General features: G+C 62.8%; 15 protein-coding genes and 1 pseudogene. 8 read left to right on the forward strand and 8 right to left on the reverse strand.

All coding sequences use genetic code 11. From position 1 onward, the window contains the following. Positions 1-204: 204 nt before the first annotated feature. The gene (locus tag NKH57_RS00495; RefSeq protein ID WP_352941027.1) at positions 205-1407 is read left to right on the forward strand and encodes a pyridoxal phosphate-dependent aminotransferase; all 1203 of its coding nucleotides are present in this window, start codon (positions 205-207) and stop codon (positions 1405-1407) included. A gap of 176 nt (positions 1408-1583) precedes the next feature. On the opposite strand, the gene NKH57_RS00500 is transcribed toward NKH57_RS00495, so the two are convergent. Continuing rightward, positions 1584-1979, reverse strand: a complete 396-nt coding sequence (locus NKH57_RS00500) for a (R)-mandelonitrile lyase (protein WP_352730090.1) — start codon at positions 1977-1979, stop codon at positions 1584-1586. A gap of 312 nt (positions 1980-2291) precedes the next feature. Here NKH57_RS00500 and NKH57_RS00505 point away from each other — a divergent pair, with 312 nt between their 5' ends. Continuing rightward, positions 2292-4343 (forward strand): elongation factor G, encoded by a 2052-nt coding sequence (locus NKH57_RS00505; RefSeq protein WP_031260751.1) that lies wholly within the window; start codon positions 2292-2294, stop codon positions 4341-4343. Between the two features lie 721 nt (positions 4344-5064). Further along, positions 5065-5561, forward strand: a pseudogene (locus NKH57_RS00510) (methyltransferase family protein). Positions 5562-5727: 166 nt separating this feature from the next. Here NKH57_RS00510 and NKH57_RS00515 read toward each other — a convergent pair. Continuing rightward, complete coding sequence (locus NKH57_RS00515; RefSeq protein WP_023761285.1) at positions 5728-6624, reverse strand: LysR family transcriptional regulator; 897 nt, start codon at positions 6622-6624, stop codon at positions 5728-5730. Positions 6625-6703: 79 nt separating this feature from the next. Beyond that, positions 6704-7678, reverse strand: coding sequence for a thioredoxin-disulfide reductase (gene trxB, locus NKH57_RS00520; RefSeq protein WP_023761284.1), 975 nt, complete (start codon positions 7676-7678; stop codon positions 6704-6706). A gap of 243 nt (positions 7679-7921) precedes the next feature. On the opposite strand from trxB, the gene NKH57_RS00525 reads away from it, so the two are divergent. Further along, positions 7922-8401 (forward strand): Lrp/AsnC family transcriptional regulator, encoded by a 480-nt coding sequence (locus tag NKH57_RS00525; protein ID WP_023761283.1) that lies wholly within the window; start codon positions 7922-7924, stop codon positions 8399-8401. Between the two features lie 223 nt (positions 8402-8624). After that, positions 8625-9419, forward strand: a complete 795-nt coding sequence (locus tag NKH57_RS00530) for a glycosyltransferase family 2 protein (RefSeq protein WP_352940846.1) — start codon at positions 8625-8627, stop codon at positions 9417-9419. A 4-nt stretch (positions 9420-9423) separates the two neighbouring features. Here the strand turns inward: NKH57_RS00530 and NKH57_RS00535 are convergent, their stop codons facing one another. The 4 genes from NKH57_RS00535 to NKH57_RS00550 all read right to left on the reverse strand — a co-directional run bounded on the left by NKH57_RS00535 (position 9424) and on the right by NKH57_RS00550 (position 12922). Continuing rightward, positions 9424-10083 (reverse strand): HAD family hydrolase, encoded by a 660-nt coding sequence (locus NKH57_RS00535; protein WP_352940848.1) that lies wholly within the window; start codon positions 10081-10083, stop codon positions 9424-9426. Next, on the reverse strand, positions 10076-10648 hold the full coding sequence (locus NKH57_RS00540; protein WP_352940850.1) for a D-sedoheptulose-7-phosphate isomerase: 573 nt from the start codon (positions 10646-10648) through the stop codon (positions 10076-10078). Before NKH57_RS00540 ends, NKH57_RS00535 begins: the two co-directional genes overlap by 8 nt. Before the next feature lie 7 nt (positions 10649-10655). Further along, a complete protein-coding gene (rfaE1, locus tag NKH57_RS00545; protein WP_352940852.1) occupies positions 10656-12149 on the reverse strand; it encodes a D-glycero-beta-D-manno-heptose-7-phosphate kinase in 1494 nt (497 codons plus the stop codon). 140 nt (positions 12150-12289) lie between these two features. Further along, positions 12290-12922 (reverse strand): LysE family translocator, encoded by a 633-nt coding sequence (locus NKH57_RS00550; RefSeq protein WP_352603366.1) that lies wholly within the window; start codon positions 12920-12922, stop codon positions 12290-12292. Between the two features lie 163 nt (positions 12923-13085). On the opposite strand from NKH57_RS00550, the gene rfaD reads away from it, so the two are divergent. Genes rfaD through waaC form a run of 3 tightly spaced genes read left to right on the forward strand, consistent with a single transcriptional unit; the run spans position 13086 to position 16005 of the window. Next, complete coding sequence (gene rfaD / locus NKH57_RS00555) at positions 13086-14054, forward strand: ADP-glyceromanno-heptose 6-epimerase (protein ID WP_352940854.1); 969 nt, start codon at positions 13086-13088, stop codon at positions 14052-14054. Beyond that, entirely contained in the window at positions 14027-15034 is a 1008-nt protein-coding gene (gene waaF, locus NKH57_RS00560; protein ID WP_352940856.1) for a lipopolysaccharide heptosyltransferase II, read from the forward strand. Before rfaD ends, waaF begins: the two co-directional genes overlap by 28 nt. Next, complete coding sequence (gene waaC / locus NKH57_RS00565) at positions 15031-16005, forward strand: lipopolysaccharide heptosyltransferase I (RefSeq protein ID WP_352940858.1); 975 nt, start codon at positions 15031-15033, stop codon at positions 16003-16005. Before waaF ends, waaC begins: the two co-directional genes overlap by 4 nt. Before the next feature lie 137 nt (positions 16006-16142). Here the strand turns inward: waaC and greA are convergent, their stop codons facing one another. After that, positions 16143-16616, reverse strand: a complete 474-nt coding sequence (gene greA / locus NKH57_RS00570; protein WP_013530066.1) for a transcription elongation factor GreA — start codon at positions 16614-16616, stop codon at positions 16143-16145. Between the last annotated feature and the right edge of the window lie 183 nt (positions 16617-16799).

Genomic DNA, 16799 nt, shown 5'->3' on the forward strand with positions numbered 1-16799 from the left:
GAACCGGCGGAATTGGTCTGCGATCCTGTCACTCAAGCCTCTACCGCTCGTTAATGAATTTATTGTTGCCGATCACCGGTCCCGATCACGGGTCATTGACGGCTGGATCAGCCGACAATGCTTGCACTGCGCGAAATCATGCGACATGAGAAGCGCCGCGGCCGCTCCTGGTCGCACCGATCTTCCATGGAGACGTTCAAGGTCATGGCTTTTCTTGCCGACACCCTTTCCCGCGTAAAGCCTTCGGCCACCATCGCGGTGACGCAGAAAGCGCGCGAGCTGAAAAATGCCGGCCGTGACATTATCGGCCTCGGCGCCGGCGAGCCGGATTTCGATACGCCTGACAACATCAAGAATGCGGCGATCGAGGCGATCCGCCGGGGCGAGACCAAGTATCCGCCGGTTTCGGGCATCGTGCCGCTGCGCGAGGCGATCTCGAAGAAATTCAAGCGCGAGAACAATCTCGACTACAAGCCCGAGCAGACCATCGTCGGCACCGGCGGCAAGCAGATCCTGTTCAACGCCTTCATGGCGACCCTGAATCCGGGCGACGAGGTCATCATTCCGCGTCCCTACTGGGTCAGCTATCCCGAGATGGTGGCGATCTGCGGCGGCACCTCGGTGTTTGCCGACACCTCGATCGACAACGGCTTCAAGCTGACCGCTTCTGTGCTGGAAAAGGCGATCACGCCGCGCACAAAGTGGCTGCTGATGAACTCGCCGTCGAACCCGTCGGGCGCCGCCTACACCGAGGCTGAACTGCGCGCGCTCGCCGACGTGCTGTTGAAGCACCCGCATGTCTGGACGCTGACCGACGACATGTACGAGCACCTGACCTATGGCGATTTTGTCTTCAAGACCATCGCCGAGGTCGAGCCGAAACTCTACGACCGCACGCTGACCATGAATGGCGTGTCGAAAGCCTATGCCATGACCGGCTGGCGCATCGGCTATGCGGCCGGTCCCGTCCAGTTGATCAAGGCGATGGATATGATCCAGGGCCAGCAGACATCAGGTGCCTGCACCATCGCGCAATGGGCCTCCGTCGAGGCGCTCAACGGCCCCCAGGACTTCATCGCCAGGAACAAGGCGATATTTCAAGGCAGGCGCGATCTCGTCGTCTCGATGCTCAACCAGGCGCGCGGCATCACCTGTCCGTCTCCGGAGGGTGCCTTCTATGTCTATCCGTCCTGCGCCCAGCTGATCGGCAAGAAGACAAAAGCCGGCAAGCTGATCGACACCGACGAGACCTTCTGCTCGGAACTGCTCGAGGCCGAGGGTGTCGCCGTAGTGTTCGGCTCGGCTTTCGGACTTGGCCCCAACTTCCGCATCTCCTACGCCACCTCGGAGACACTGCTGGAAGAAGCCTGCACGCGCATCCAGCGTTTCACGGCATCACTGACCTGACTAGGCCGGCACTTAAACAGTAAACCCGGCTTCACCGCCGGGTTTCTGATCGGGCCGTCAGCCCTGCTTCGCCTCTTTGGCCGAGCGCGCCTCGGACGGCGACCAGCAGCGATGGTGGGGAACGCTGCAATCGCCGCCGTCAGCGTCGCGGCGTTGGAGCCCGCCGGGCTCGGCTCTCAGCCGCCATATTGCTCCGAGGTCACCGCCTCCAGCCAATCGGCATGGACGCCGTCAAGGGCTTCCTGCATGGCGATATGCGTCATCTCCGATGTCGACGACGCGCCATGCCAATGCTTTTCACCGGGGGCGAACGAGATGACGTCGCCCGCCCTGATCTCCTGGACCGGTTCGCCCCATGTCTGCGCGAGACCGGCGCCCACGGTAACATAGAGTGTCTGACCAAGCGGATGCGTGTGCCAGTGCGTGCGCGCGCCCGGCTCGAAGCTGACCAGCGTGGCCCGCAGCCGCGCCGGCGGCTCTTTCTCGATGATCGGCGTCTGCAACACCCGGCCGGTGAAATACTTGTCTGGCGCTATGATGGTCGGCACGCTACCGCAGGCAATGATCTTCATGGTCGATGGTTCCTTGAAACGGAGGGCGACGGGTCGCCTATCCCAGTTTCGGCCGATCTGGAACAACGTGCAACAGCGTTCGACCGCCAGACGCCCAGCGTCCGAGCAGCGCGTGTCCGCGGCCGAGTGCCGGATTTCTATTTTTCTTGCCCTGCCGGCAAACAAGTGGGACGATGGCTTTGGGCAGGTAGCGAAACGAAAAGAACCGCCCGCGACGGTCGAACAGGCCGGCCGCCGCTCAGGACCGATTGACCACGCCTGAACCATGCATGCCAGTCGGTCCTACGGGAAACGCCTGAGTGGAGGTCAGTCATGGGTACTCGCGCCGGAGGACGACGCACGGGACCGAAATGCATTGCCATAGTCGGTCCCTTCGCAAGCGGTAAGACGACACTTCTCGAAGCCATTTTGGCCCGTACCGGCTCAATTCCCCGACAAAATCCCGTTTCATCAGGCAATACCGTTTCAGATTATTCGCCCGAGGCACGGGCTCATGCCATGAGCGTCGAGGCGACGATCGCCACCACCGAATTCATGGGCGAGCAGATCACCTTCGTCGATTGTCCCGGCTCCATCGAATTCTCCTTCGAGGCCGAGCCGGTGCTGGCAGCCTGCGACCTTGCCGTGGTCGTTGCCGAGGCCGACGAAAAGAAGATCCCCGCCCTGCAGCTGATCATGCGCAAGCTCGACGATCTCGGCGTGCCGCGCATCCTGTTTCTCAACAAGGTCGACAAGGCAATCACCGGTGTGCGCGACACGCTGAAGATGCTGCAGCCGGCAAGCTCGGTGCCGTTGCTGCTGCGCCAGATTCCGTTGCGCAAGGACGGCGTCGTCATCGGTTCGATCGACCTGGCGCTGGAGCGTGCCTACATCTATCGCGAATATGCCGAGAGCGAAGTGGCTCAAATTCCGGGCGACGAAAAGGCGCGCGAGCTCGAGGCACGCTTCTCCATGCTGGAGACGCTGGCCGACCACGATGACCAGTTGATGGAACAGCTGCTCGAAGAGATCGAGCCGCCCAAGGACGCCATCTTTGATGATCTTGCCGCCGATCTGCGCGATGGCGCGGTGACGCCGGTGCTGATCGGCACCGCCGAGAAAGGCAACGGCGTGCTGCGCCTCCTGAAGGCGATCCGCCACGACGCACCCGACATCGACGCGACACGCAAGCGGCTCGGCGCACCGGATGGCGCGGCCACCCTGGTCCAGGTGATCAAGACCATCCACACGCCGCATGGCGGCAAACTGTCGGTGTCGCGCATCCTCTCCGGCCAGGTCGTCGATGGCTCCGAACTCTGGCTGCCCGGCGGCGATACGGCCAAGGTCTCCGGCATCTACCGGATGCTTGGCAAGGATCAATCCAAGCTCACCATCGCCAAGGCCGGCGACACGGTGGCGCTCGGCAAACTGGACGAGGTCAAGACCGGCCAGACGCTGAGCTCGGTCAAGGGCGGCATCAAGCCGCTCATCGAGCTCGAGCCGCCGCAGCCGGTCTTCGCCTTCGCGCTGCGCCCCAAGGAACGCAAGGACGAAGTGAAGATGTCGGCCGCCATCCAGCGGCTGGCCGAGGAAGATCCCTCGCTTAGCCTGCGCCACAACCAGGACTCGGCCGAGACCGTGCTATCCGGCCATGGCGAGATGCATCTGCGCGTGGTGCGCGAGCGGCTGGAAGGCAAGAACCAGATACCGGTCGAAGGCCATGCGCCTGCGGTGCCCTATCGCGAGACGATCCGCAAGCCGGCGCAGCAGCGCGGCCGTCACAAGAAACAGTCCGGCGGTCATGGCCAGTTCGGCGACGTGGTGATCGAGATCAAGCCGCTGCCGCGCGGCTCCGGCTTCCAGTTCACCGACACCATTACCGGCGGCGTCGTGCCGAAGACCTACATCCAGTCGGTCGAAACCGGTGTGCGCGACTATCTGAAGTCCGGGCCGCTCGGCTTTCCCGTCGTCGATGTCGCCGTCAACCTGTCGGACGGCTCGTACCACGCGGTGGATTCCTCCGACATGGCCTTCCAGATGGCGGCCAGGCTGGCAATGAAGGAAGGCATGGCCGCCTGCTCGCCGGTGCTGCTGGAACCGGTGATGAAGGTTGAGATCGTCACGCCGTCCGATGCCACCTCGAAGATCATTGCGCTCATCCCGCAGCGGCGCGGCCAGATCCTTGGTTACGATGCGAGGCCCGGCTGGCCGGGTTGGGATGTCGTCGAGGCCACCATGCCGCAGGCCGAGATCGGCGACCTGATCATCGAACTGCGCTCTGCCACCTCGGGCGTCGCCAGCTACCGTGCCGTCTTCGACCACATGGCCGAACTCACGGGTCGCCTAGCTGACGAGGCAATGAACACCAACGGCAAGGCTGCCTGACCTGCAGCATCGTCAAACGCCTCGGTTCGAGGGGCAAAAAAGAAACGACGCCCAGCGGGGACCGGGCGTCGTTTTGTTTGCGGACCGTTTCCTTGGGAGGTAAAACGGCAGGTCCGCCGCATTGTGTATCGCCGAACTTCGGCGGATGAAACGGTTCGGACGCGGTAGCCGCCTGAGCCCGGGCCGAACGAGTGATGCCCCCATCTCCCGTCCGAACCACACCGCGTCCTATGGTCGGCGTAGCAGGCCGCGGACGTCCGCGATATGTTACCAGAGGTTACATGTCACTGTTACGCGGCAATTGTGATGGATTTTTTGGCCGACCCAGCAGGGCACAGGCAACAAAAAAGCCGGATCAATGAAGATCCGGCTGAGTTTGATTGGAAGTGCCTGTTAAGGCTAACCTCCAGAGGGGAACACTCGAGGGCGCTAATGGGAGGAGAACGCGCCCAGGAGATGATCTATATATGTGCTCATCATGCCCAAGAAACAAGCATCTATTTTGCAACACTCGCATGCAAAAAGACGCAGGCTGTGGTCTACCCCATTCCAAGAGCCAATAGGACCAGAAAAATCGTCAAAATGGAGCGCTGCACTGGGCAATTTCCACTACAGATTCGCCAATCGTCGCTGGTTCTCGGCTCGAGATGCCAAAACTGCGCAGTGACGTGGAAGCGGGCAGCAGGCGTTCATTTCTAAGGCAATCGGGAGGAAAGCTGCCATGCGGACGTTTTCGGCGATCGCCGGCAGTGCGGCCTTCTTCATTGCAGCCCCGGGCGTGATTGCCGGGCTGGTGCCTTGGCTGTTGACCGACCGCTGGGGCTTGCCGTGGTCGAACCTGCCGGGCTTTGTCCCTGCTGGCGGGCTCTTGATCGTCGCTGCGGTCGCTGCGTTGCTGCATGCCTTCGGCCGCTTTGCGCTCGAAGGGCTGGGCACGCCGCTCCGGTCGCGCCGACCGAGAGACTGGTGATCGGCGGCATCTACCGCCATGTCCGCAACCCGATGTATGTCGCCGTGCTTTCGATCATCCTCGGCCAGGCGCTGCTGTTCTCGAGCTGGACGCTGGTCGCCTATGCCGTCATCGGCGCGATCGCCATGGGCTCCTTCGTGCGGCTCTACGAGGAGCCGACATTGGCCCGCCGCTACGGCGCCGAATACGAGACCTACCGTCGCAATGTGCCTGGCTGGCTGACTCGCCTGACGCCTTGGCGGGGCTAGATTAGGTCAAGCAGAGCCACATGGGGTATGTTGAGATTCAGGTCAGGCCGAGCCGAGAGCGTGAGATTCCGAGAACCGGAACGGAGCGGACATTGGATCCGTGAGTACCGGAAGCGCAGGAAGCCCTCGTTCGCAGGCCCTCATCACCTGAATATCGATATGCCCCTCAGAAGGACCAGCTGCGCGCCTTGGCAATGATGAAATCGCGAAAGACGTGCAGCTTGGCCTGGTTCTTCATCGCGTCCGGATAGGCGAAATAGGTGTCGAAGGATGGCACTTCGGTTTCCGGCAGCAACTGCACCAGGTCGGAGTCCTTGCTGATCACGTAGTCGGGCAGCATCGCAATGCCGGCACCGCCTTGCACCGCGCGCTTGATCGACAATATGTCGTTGATCTGCAGCGTCGGCACCCTTTGTCCGCCTTCGAAATCGCCGACCGTTTCCAGCCAGTTCAGCTCCGACAGATGCGAAGGCACCGGCACGCCGAAGGTGACGATGCGATGAGCCTTCAGCTCGGCGACCGAAGCCGGCTTGCCGTACTTGGCGACATAGGAAGGCGCCGCGTAGAGGTGGAAGTGCACGGTGAACAGCCGGCGCTGGATCAGGTCCGGTTGCTGCGGCTGGCGCAGCCTGATGGCGCAATCGGCCTGGCGCATGGTGAGGTCGAGTTCCTCGTTGGCGAGGATCAGCTGCAGGCTGATTTCGGGATAGAGCTCGATGAACTCCTGCACCCGTTCAGTCAGCCAGCCGGCGCCGAGACCGACCGTCGTCGTCACCCTGAGCACGCCGGAAGGGCGGTCCTTGGTCTCGGTCAGCCGTGACTTGATGGTTTCCAGCTTCATCAGCACGTCATGCGCCGTGCGGAACAGCATCTCGCCCTGCTCGGTCAGCACCAGCCCGCGGGCGTGGCGGTTGAACAGCGGCACGCCGACATCATGCTCGAGCGCGCTGACCTGCCGCGAGATCGCCGATTGCGACAGATGCAATGTCTCGGCCGCATGGGTAAACGACCCCGCCTCCGCCGCAGCGTGAAACACGCGTAGCTTGTCCCAGTCCAACGCCATGATTCCCCTCGTTCTGTTTTGGCGTCTGAATGAAAAATCAGGCTTTTACACGGCATTTCTAAGCCGTTATCTGAACTCTCTACTCGGCCGCTTCGCGGTGCACCTCAATGCCGGCCAGATATTTCTCCGCCTCGAGTGCGGCCATGCAGCCGAGTCCCGCCGCCGTCACCGCCTGGCGGTAGATATCGTCGGTCACATCGCCGGCCGCGAACACGCCGGGCACGTCGGTGCGGGTCGAATCCGGCGCCGTCCACAGATAGCCGTTCGGCTTCTGCTTCAGCTTCCCGGCGAACAGTTCTACTGCCGGTGCGTGGCCGATGGCCACGAATACGCCATCGACCTTGAGGTGCGACACCTCGCCGGTCACCGCATGCTTGAGCTTCAGCCCTTCGACCGAGGGCGGCAACGGTGTCTTGCCGGGACGGCCGGTGATCTCGTCGACGATCGTGTCCCAGATGACGCGGACATTGTCCTTCTTCAAGAGCCGCTCACGCAGGATGCGTTCGGCGCGAAAATCGCTGCGCCTGTGGACGACCGTCACGCTCTTGGCGAGGTTGGACAGATAGAGCGCCTCTTCCACCGCCGAATTGCCACCGCCGATCACCGCGACATCTTTGCCGCGATAGAAGAAACCATCGCAGGTGGCGCAGGCCGAGACGCCAAAACCCATGAAGGTCTGTTCGGTCGGGATGCCCAGCCATTTGGCCTGCGCGCCGGTGGCGATGATCAGCGCGTCGGCGGTGTAGGTGGTTCCGGAATCGCCCTTGGCACGGAACGGCCGCACGTTGAGATCGACCTCGGTGATGATGTCGTTGATGATGTCGGTGCCGACATGCTCGGCCTGCTTCAGCATCTGCTCCATCAGCCACGGCCCCTGGATCGGGTCGGCGAAGCCGGGATAGTTCTCGACATCGGTGGTGATCATCAGCTGGCCACCCTGCTGCAGGCCGGCGACCAGCATCGGCTTCAGCATGGCGCGGGCGGCGTAGACGGCCGCGGTATAGCCGGCCGGGCCGGAACCGATAATGAGAACAGGCGCGTGCTTGGTGGTCATTCAAAGCCTCTGCGGAGGGTTGCCGGCGATTGCGGCATGGAAAACTCGTCGCGCGTAATGTAAGTGTTGCCCACGACGCCAGCAAGGCAAGTTGGCGTTCGTCCCCGGAAAGCTTTGTCGCACCCTTGCGCCGTCTGAACCTGCGAAATATTCCGGGCAAGGGATGGAATGGACAGCGAAGTCGTTTAATTACGAAATCACGCAAGATCCTTGCGTCTTGCCACTGACTTCTCGAGAGCCCTCATGCCGCTCAAGGCCGACCTCGACGCCATCGACTGGAAGATCCTGCGCGAGCTGCAAGGCGACGGCCGCATGACCAATGTCGAACTATCGAGCCGCGTCGGTATTTCGGCACCGCCATGCCTGCGCCGCGTGAAGCGGCTGGAGGAAGCCGGCATCATCCGTGGCTACCGCGCTTTGCTCAACGCGCCGGCGCTCGGTCTCGATGTCGTCGCCTTTTGCCTGATCGGCCTTCATCATCAGGCCGACGCCGAGCTGCGCATCTTTGCCGAGCGCACCCGAGGCTGGCCGATCGTGCGCGACGCCTGGATGGTGTCGGGCGAATCCGATTTCCTGCTGCATTGCGTGGCGAGCGACCTCGGCGCCTTCCAGACCTTCGTCATCGAGGAGCTGACCTCTGCCCCCAATGTCGACACGGTGCGCACCGCGCTCACCATCCGCCGGGTCAAGGACGAAGGGCTGGTCTCGTTCGCACAGCCTTGAGTCGGTCGAACGGCGATGCGAATTCTCGGCTTCGCCACACCAGGGCCGCTTTGGCGTTCGATAGCCTCTCGTGTAGAAACCGGATCGTTTTGCCGTGCCCGCTCTGGTGGGTTTCCTGGAGCAATTCCGGGAAAAATGTGTAACGGTTTCCGTCCGGGATTGCTAAAAAAGAGATGGCGCAAGCAGCGCAATTTCCGAGAACAGGGTGCCGCGGGGTGAGATCATGACTCGATTTGCTAGCCCCGTTTCGGCGCTCATCATCTGCATGAACGAAGCCGACATGATCGGCCAGTGCCTGGAAAGCGTCGACTTCTGCGCCGAGATCATCGTCGTCGATTCAGGCTCGACGGACGGCACCCTGGATGTTGTTCAGGAGTTCATCGCCAAGGGCTACCCTATAAGGCTGTTTCACAATGATTGGCCGGGCTTTCCACGCCAGCGGCAATTCGCGCTCGATCAGGCCACGCAGCCATGGTGCATTTCGATTGAAGCCGATGAGGCCATCGACGACCTGCTCAGGCAGTCGATCATCGACGTGACGCAGCCTCGCAATGACGCCTTCGACGGATGGTACATAAGACGCCGCGACAAGCTGAAGGGCTATGGCTACGCGCACCGCTGGGTACTGCACAACAGGCTGCTGCGTCTTTTCCGCCGCGACAAGGCCACCATGGACCTCAACTTGCGGGTCCATGAATCGTTCGAGGTGCCGGGCGAAACCGGCACGATTGAAAATGGCGTGCTGCTGCATCGCCGCGAAATGACCGTCGCGGAGGACCTGGCAAGGGCCAACACCTATTCCGGCCTCAAGGTTGCCACGCTGGTCGAAAAAGGCAAGAAGCCTGGCCTCGTAAAACTTGTGCTGTCGCCGTTCGGCAACTTCCTGAAGTTCTATCTGGCCAAGCGCTACTTCCTGTGCGGCCGGCACGGCTTCGTCTATTCGATGATGGTGATGGTGTATTCGTTCGCCACCGAGGCCAAGCTTTACGAAGCGTCGCGAGACAACGATCCGGTGTGAGCCGTCACGGCTCGCCCGAAACGGCGCCGAGTGCCGCAATCGCGGCGAGCAGTCCGTCGAAATCCCCATGATCGCGCCAGGACCTGACGGTGAAATCCGGTTGAACAGCCGCTTGCCCGTCGACCAACCAGCCCTGCGACAGCCCGGCGCGCTGTCCCGCTTCCATGTCGGCCGGCTTGTCGCCCACGATCAGCGAACGTTGCAGATCGAGCCCGAGATGCTTGGCCGCTTCCAGCAGCATGCCCGGATTGGGCTTGCGCATAGGATGATCTGACATCGCGAGCCGGCCGGAACCCGCCTCGTGATAGGCGCAGGCGAGGACCATATCCACGAATGCATTTTCGGCACCCAGCAGTTCGAGCACGCGGCCATTGACGGCGGCAAAATCGGCCCAACCGTAATAGCCGCGCGCGATGCCCGACTGGTTGGTCACGATGACGACTGGGATGCCGGCCCGGTTGGCAGCGGCGATCACTGCGGCGATATCCTCGCGCAGTACTATTTCGCCCGGATCATCAGGATAACCGGTGTCGAGATTGATGGTGCCATCGCGGTCGAGGAACAGCGCCGGCGTGCCTGCGGAGAAGACCCTCGATCCGACCCGCTCGACCCATAGGCCGGGCTCCGCCAGCGGATAGCGGCCGGACGTCGCGGGGTCAGCCATTGCTGAGGCGCGCTTCGACGACCTCGCACAGATGGTGATAGAGGCACAGATGCCCCTGCTGGATGATCGGCGTCGAGGTCGACGGCACGTTGAGCAGGATGTCCGTCAGCGACTTCAGCTTGCCGCCGGTGTCGCCGGTCAGGCTGATCACCGTCATATCCATCATCCGCGCCTGTTCGGCTGCGGCGAGGATGCTCGGCGAGTTGCCACTGGTCGAGATTGCCAGAAGCACACCGCCGGCCGCGCCATGCGCCTCGACCTGGCGCGCAAACACCGTGTCGAAGCCATAGTCATTGCCCCAGGCGGTCAGCACGGCGGCATTGGCCGGCAGTGCTATGACATTGTAGGCCTTGCGCTCCTTGAGAAAGCGGCCGACCAGTTCACCGGCGATGTGGATGGCGTCGCTCGCCGAGCCGCCATTGCCGGCAATCAGCAAAGCTTTTCCAGAGGAAAGCGCCGTCACCACGGCGCTCGCCGCACGCTCCATCTCGCTGGTCAGGTCGCGCTCGACCATAGCGGAGATCGCAGCCGCGGAACGGACCAGGTAGTCGTTCAGATCAGACATGAAAACCTCAGTTGGTGATGCCGCCGGCACGCAATTTGCCAATGGTGCCGGTGGTGCTCTTGCCAGCGACGAGATCGACCAGCACGACCCGTCCGCCGGCCTTCTGCACCACATCGGCGCCGACGACGGTGTCGACCGTGTAATCGGCGCCCTTGACCAGAATGTCGGGCAGCAGCGCTTCGATCAGCGCTAAAGGCGTATCCTCTTCGAACACCACGACCGCGTCGACCGAAGCCAAGGCGGCGAGCACGCAGGCGCGGTCGTGCTGGTCGTTGACCGGGCGCCCGGCGCCTTTCAGGCGCCGCACCGAGGCATCGCTGTTGAGACCGAGCACCAGCCGGTCGCACTGGCTGCGCGCGGCGTGCAAGAGGCTGACATGGCCGGCATGCAGGATGTCGAAGCAGCCATTGGTGAAGCCGACGCTCAAGCCCTCATCCTTCCACGCCGCAACCATCCGTGCGGCCGATGTGGCATCGAGGATGGCGTCCTTGTGGGCGGTCGGCCCATGCGAGCGGAACAGTGCGCCGGTGAGTTCCTCGACCGTCAGTCGCGCGGTGCCGCGTTTTCCGACCACGACGCCGCCCGCGGCATTGGCGATCGAGGCTGCCATGACGGTGTCGGCGCCTGCGGCCAACGCCAGCGCAAAGCTGGCGATCACCGTGTCGCCGGCGCCCGAGACGTCGAACACTTCCCGCGCCTGGGTCGCGATGTGGCGCGCCTCGGTCGGACCGACGACGCTCATGCCCTTTTCGCTGCGCGTCGCGACGACGAAGTCGAAGCCGTGCGCCGAAATCAGCTGACGTGCCGCGCCGACGATCTCGTCATCGGCGAACACCGCGTGGCCGACAGCTTCGCCAAGCTCCTTACGGTTGGGGGTAATGGCGGTCGCCCCGGCATAGCGCGCATAATCACGCCCCTTCGGGTCGACTAGCACCGGCTTTCCCGCCTCGCGGCAGATGGCGATCAGGTCGGCGGCGACGCCGTCGAGCAGGATGCCCTTGCCGTAATCGGACAGGATGACGATGTCGGCGCGCGTCAGTGCGGCGCGGAAATGCCGTATCAGGCCGGCGCGCTCCGCAGCATCCAGCGGCTTGACCTCCTCCTCGTCGAAGCGCAACACCTGCTGGTTGAGCGCGCTGAAGCGGCTCTTCGACGATGTCATGCGGCCGCGCTCCTGCGCCAGGCCGGTCGTGTCGGCGCCAAGCTCGCCAAGCATCCGCAGCAGGCTGTCGCCTGCCACATCGGTGCCGATTACCGAGACGGGAACAGCGGTAGCACCGAGCGAAACGATGTTGGCCACGACATTGCCGGCACCGCCCATCGTCGAGGTCTCGCCGCGCCCGTGCAGCACTGGGATCGGCGCTTCCGGCGAGATCCGCTCAATGACGCCGTTGACGAAACGGTCGAGGATGAAGTCGCCGACCACCAGCACGGTGGCCTGGCCGAACCGCGCAATGGCGCGGTGCAGGGGCTCGGGAGAAGGCGGATTGTGCTTGATCATGTCATTTGCGGCGCGCGGGAAAAGTCGATCTCAGATAGGTCATAGTGCTCGGATTGCGAGGTCGGTCGGTCACGGCGAAGCCGATATACCGCAATTCCATGCAGCGCAACGGCAGGACATGATCGCAGCGGCCCAGGCGGTCAGCTCTTCTGCAGGGCGACATGGACGCCCAGCCCCACCAGCACCGCGCCGCCGGCCCGCTGCATCAACCGCTGTGCGCGGCTCGAACGTCGCAAGCGACCGATCACGGCACCGGCCAGGAACACGCAGACGACATCGGCCGACGAGAACATCAAATTGACTGTCGTGCCCAGCACGATGAATTGCAGCCAGACCGGAAACGCCGCCGAGGCATCGATGAACTGCGGCAGGAATGCCATGAAGAAGATCGCCGTCTTGGGATTGAGCACCTCGACGGTGATGCTCTCGAAAAAGGCACGTCGTGCCGATTTGCGCTCGATAGCGGGCAGCGCCGTATCGCCCTCAACACGCTTGCGAAACAGCGAGACGCCGAGCCAGATCAGATAGAGCGCGCCGACCAGCTTGACCGCCATGTAGAGCGTCGGCACGGCGTGAAACAGCACCGACAGACCCGCGGCTGCGGCGAAAACATGCACGTAGCCGCCCAGATGGATGCCAAGGGCTGCAGTGAGGCCGGACCAGCGGCCACGCGCCATCGTCTGCGCCGCGGCATAGAGCATGGCGGGGCCGGGGATGTAGGCGAAGATCGCGGTGGTGACGAAAAACGCCATGAGCAGTTCGGTCGACGGCATTTCCTTGTCCCTCACGATCATGCCGAGCGGCACAGACCGACTGAAGCGGAAGCTTTGCGGCACCACTGTGACGTCCGCTCCACCGCCTGCTTTATCGACAGCCCACCCTGCCTCCCCTATAAGGGCCGGAATCGGCAAGTGAAACGCGTATAGGGCCAGCAACATGATCATCGTCACGGGCGGCGCCGGCATGATCGGCTCCAACATCGTTGCAGCTCTGAATGCCGAAGGCCATGACGACATCCTTATCGTCGACGACCTCACCGACGGCCACAAGATCGCCAATCTCGCCGACTTGCAGATCGCCGACTATCTAGACAAGGATGATTTCCTGCCCCGCATGGAGGCAGGTTCACTCGGCCGCATCGAGGCCGTCTTCCACCAGGGCGCCTGCTCGACCACCACCGAGTGGAACGGCAAGTTCATGATGGAGGTGAATTATGCCTTTTCCAAGCGACTGCTGCATGCAAGCCAGGCACTGCGCGTGCCCTTCCTCTACGCCTCCTCGGCTTCCGTCTACGGCGGCGGCGCGGAGTTTCGCGAGGACCCGGCGCTCGAGCGGCCACTCAACGTCTACGCCTATTCCAAGAAGCTGTTCGACGACTATGTCAGGCGAACAGTGTTCGCCGGGCGAACAGTGTTCGATACCGACCATTCGCAGGTCGCGGGCCTGCGCTATTTCAACGTCTATGGGCCGCGCGAAGCGCACAAGGGCGCCATGGCGTCGGTCGCTTTCCACCTGGTCAACCAGGTCGAACGGGGCGAAAACCCGAAACTGTTCGGCGCCTATGACGGCTTCGGGCCTGGCGAACAAAGCCGTGATTTCATCCATGTCGGCGATGTCGCCGACGTCAATCTGTGGCTGTGGAAGCGGGATCTGAGCGGCATCTTCAATTGCGGCACCGGCCGCGCCCAGCCTTTCCGCGCCATCGCCGAAACGGTGATCGACACGCTGGGCAAGGGCGAGATCGAGTTCATCGAATTCCCCGACCATCTCAAGGGCAGCTACCAGAGCTTCACGCAAGCTGATATGTCACGTTTGCGCGCGGCCGGTTACAATGGCCAATTCCGGACAGTGGAAACCGGCGTCAGAGACTATGTCGAATGGCTGAGAGCCCAACGATCCTCGTGATCGGTCCACGCTGGGTGGGCGACATGGTGATGGCGCAGTGCCTGTTTTCGGCGCTGAAGGAGCTGCATCCCAACGCCGCCATCGATGTGCTGGCGCCGGCATGGGCCGCACCGCTGGTCAAGCGCATGCCCGAAATCCGCCAGCAGATCGACTTTCCGCTCAAACCCGGTGCGCTCGAATTCACGCATCGTCGCCGCTTCGGCCGCCTGCTGCAGGGCCGCTATGACATGGCTTTTGTCCTGCCGGGAAGCTGGAAATCGGCGCTGATCCCGTTCTTTGCCCGCATTCCGCGCCGTGTCGGTCATCTGCGCGAAATGCGCTATGGCCTGTTGACCGACATCGTACCGCTGCCCGACAGCGTCAAACGACGTACCGCACAGGCCTATTTCGGCCTCGCCCAAGGCGGTAGTTTCCGGGCGCCTCGACTGAGCGTGGACACGAAAAACCAGGTTGACCTGCTCGATCGCTTCGGGCTGACGCCGCAAAAATTCGCAGCACTGACGCCTGGTGCCGAATTCGGCCCGGCCAAGCGCTGGCCGAGTGAAAGCTATGCCGGCCTTGCCCGCGACTTCATGGGCAAGGGCCTGAAGGTCGCGCTGTTCGGTTCTAAAAACGACCGCGACGTGACGGCGGAGATCGCTGCACTCGCCCCTGGCGTCGTCGATCTCGCCGGCCAGACGCGCCTGGAGGACGCCATCGACCTGATTGCTGCCGCGAGGCTCGCGGTGTCCAACGACAGCGGGCTGATGCATGTCGCCGCTGCCGTCGGCACGCCGATCGTGGCCGTCTATGGCTCGACCTCGCCTGGGAACACGCCGCCGCTGGCCGACCACCGGGAACTTGTCTGGCTTGGCCTGTCATGCTCGCCCTGCCATCAGAAAATCTGCCCGCTCGGCCACCTCAACTGCCTGAAGACGCTTGAAGTCGGCCAGGTCGCGGCGGCGGCGGGCCGCCTGCTGGAAATCCCGGCCGCGGCATGAAGGTGCTGATCGTCAAGACATCCTCGATGGGCGATGTCATCCATACTTTTCCGGCTGTCGAGGATACCAGCCTTAACCGGCCGGACATAAGCTTCGATTGGTGCGTCGAAGAGGCGTTCGCCGGCATCGTGGCGCTGCACCCGGCGATCGACAGAATTCACACGGTGGCGATCCGGCGCTGGCGAAAGGCGCCGTTCGACGGTGGCACCTGGCGCGAGGCCGCCGCCTTGCGCCGAACCTTGCGCGAGTGCCGCTACGATCTCGTCATCGACGCACAAGGCCTGCTGAAATCGGCCCTGGTTGCAAGACAAGCCGGCGCTCCAATTGCCGGCTTCGACCGCTCCAGCGCGCGCGAACCGTCGGCAACTCTGTTCTACGACGTCGCCTATCCCGTGTCGCGCAACCTGCACGCCATCGAACGGACGCGGCAACTGTTCGGGCTGGCGCTCGGCTATCGGCCCGATCTTTCGACGCTGGATTCCGGAATTGTGCCGCCGGCCGGCACTCTGGCCGGCATCGCCGGGAAAACCGCCTTCCTGCTGCACGGCACCAGCCGAGAAGACAAGAAATGGCCCGTCCAGGACTGGATCGAGACCGCCCGGCTGCTGGTTGAAAGGGGAATGACGCCGGTCACCACCTGGTCGAACGAGCGCGAGATGGCCGTGGCCGAAGCGATCGCGAAAGCCGTGCCGTCAACGGTCGTGGTGCCGAAATCGCCACTGGCCGAGATCGCCGCCATCATTGGCCGCTCGACGCTGGTGATTGGCGCCGACACCGGGCTGACCCACCTCGCCAGCGCTTTCGGCCTGCCGACGGTTGCGGTGTTCCTGGCAACCGAGCCAGGTCTCACCGGCCCGCGCGGGCCCTATGCATCGACGCTTTTGGCAGCGCCTGGGGAGAGTGTGATTCCGGCGGAGGTGGTGGCGGAGGCAGAGAGGCTAACGGCACTTAAATCACAAGCGCCGGCATAGGACCTTGCAGAATTCGCTCTGGCGAGTCGAATAGCGTGGTTCTTCGAGAACCGGAGCGGAGCGTACTTAAAGTACGTGAGCACCGGAAGCGCAGAAAACCGCGCTAGTCGGCCGCCAGAGTAGAATTATCAAAGGTCTTAGATGAACTGCACCTGGACGATCTCATAGCCCCTGGCACCGCCAGGCGCGTTGACCTCGATGGCGTCGCCGACTTCCTTGCCGATCAGCGCGCGGGCGATCGGCGACGAGATCGAGATACGCCCGGACTTCACATCCGCTTCCTGGTCGCCGACGATCCGGTAGGTCTTCTTTTCCTCGGTGTCCTCGTCGACCAGCACCACGGTGGCGCCGAACTTGATCTTGTCGCCGCTGAGCTTGCTCACGTCGATCACCTCGGCGCGCGCGATATAATCTTCAAGCTCGTTGACACGGCCCTCATTGAGGCTCTGCGCCTCTTTGGCGGCATGATATTCGGCATTCTCGGACAGGTCGCCATGCGAGCGCGCTTCGGAGATCGCCTCGATGATGCGCGGCCGCTCTTCCTGCTGGCGCCAGCGCAGTTCTTCCTTCAATGACGCGAAACCCTCGCCTGTCATCGGGACCTTGTTCATAATGCCTGCCTTTCCTGCTGCCACCTCCGCATTTCGGGGGAAGCCTCGTCGATGAGTACAAAAAGAAAACGGTCCGGCAGCCTCGAGCCAACGGAACCGTGTCACCGCAATTTCCCTGAATATAGCAATATTCGCGCGTTTTTCACGCCCAAAAATTGGTTTTGCAAAAATCATCCCCGCTTT

It is taken from the genome of Mesorhizobium sp. M1050 (assembly GCF_040318715.1).
GTDB lineage: Bacteria > Pseudomonadota > Alphaproteobacteria > Rhizobiales > Rhizobiaceae > Mesorhizobium.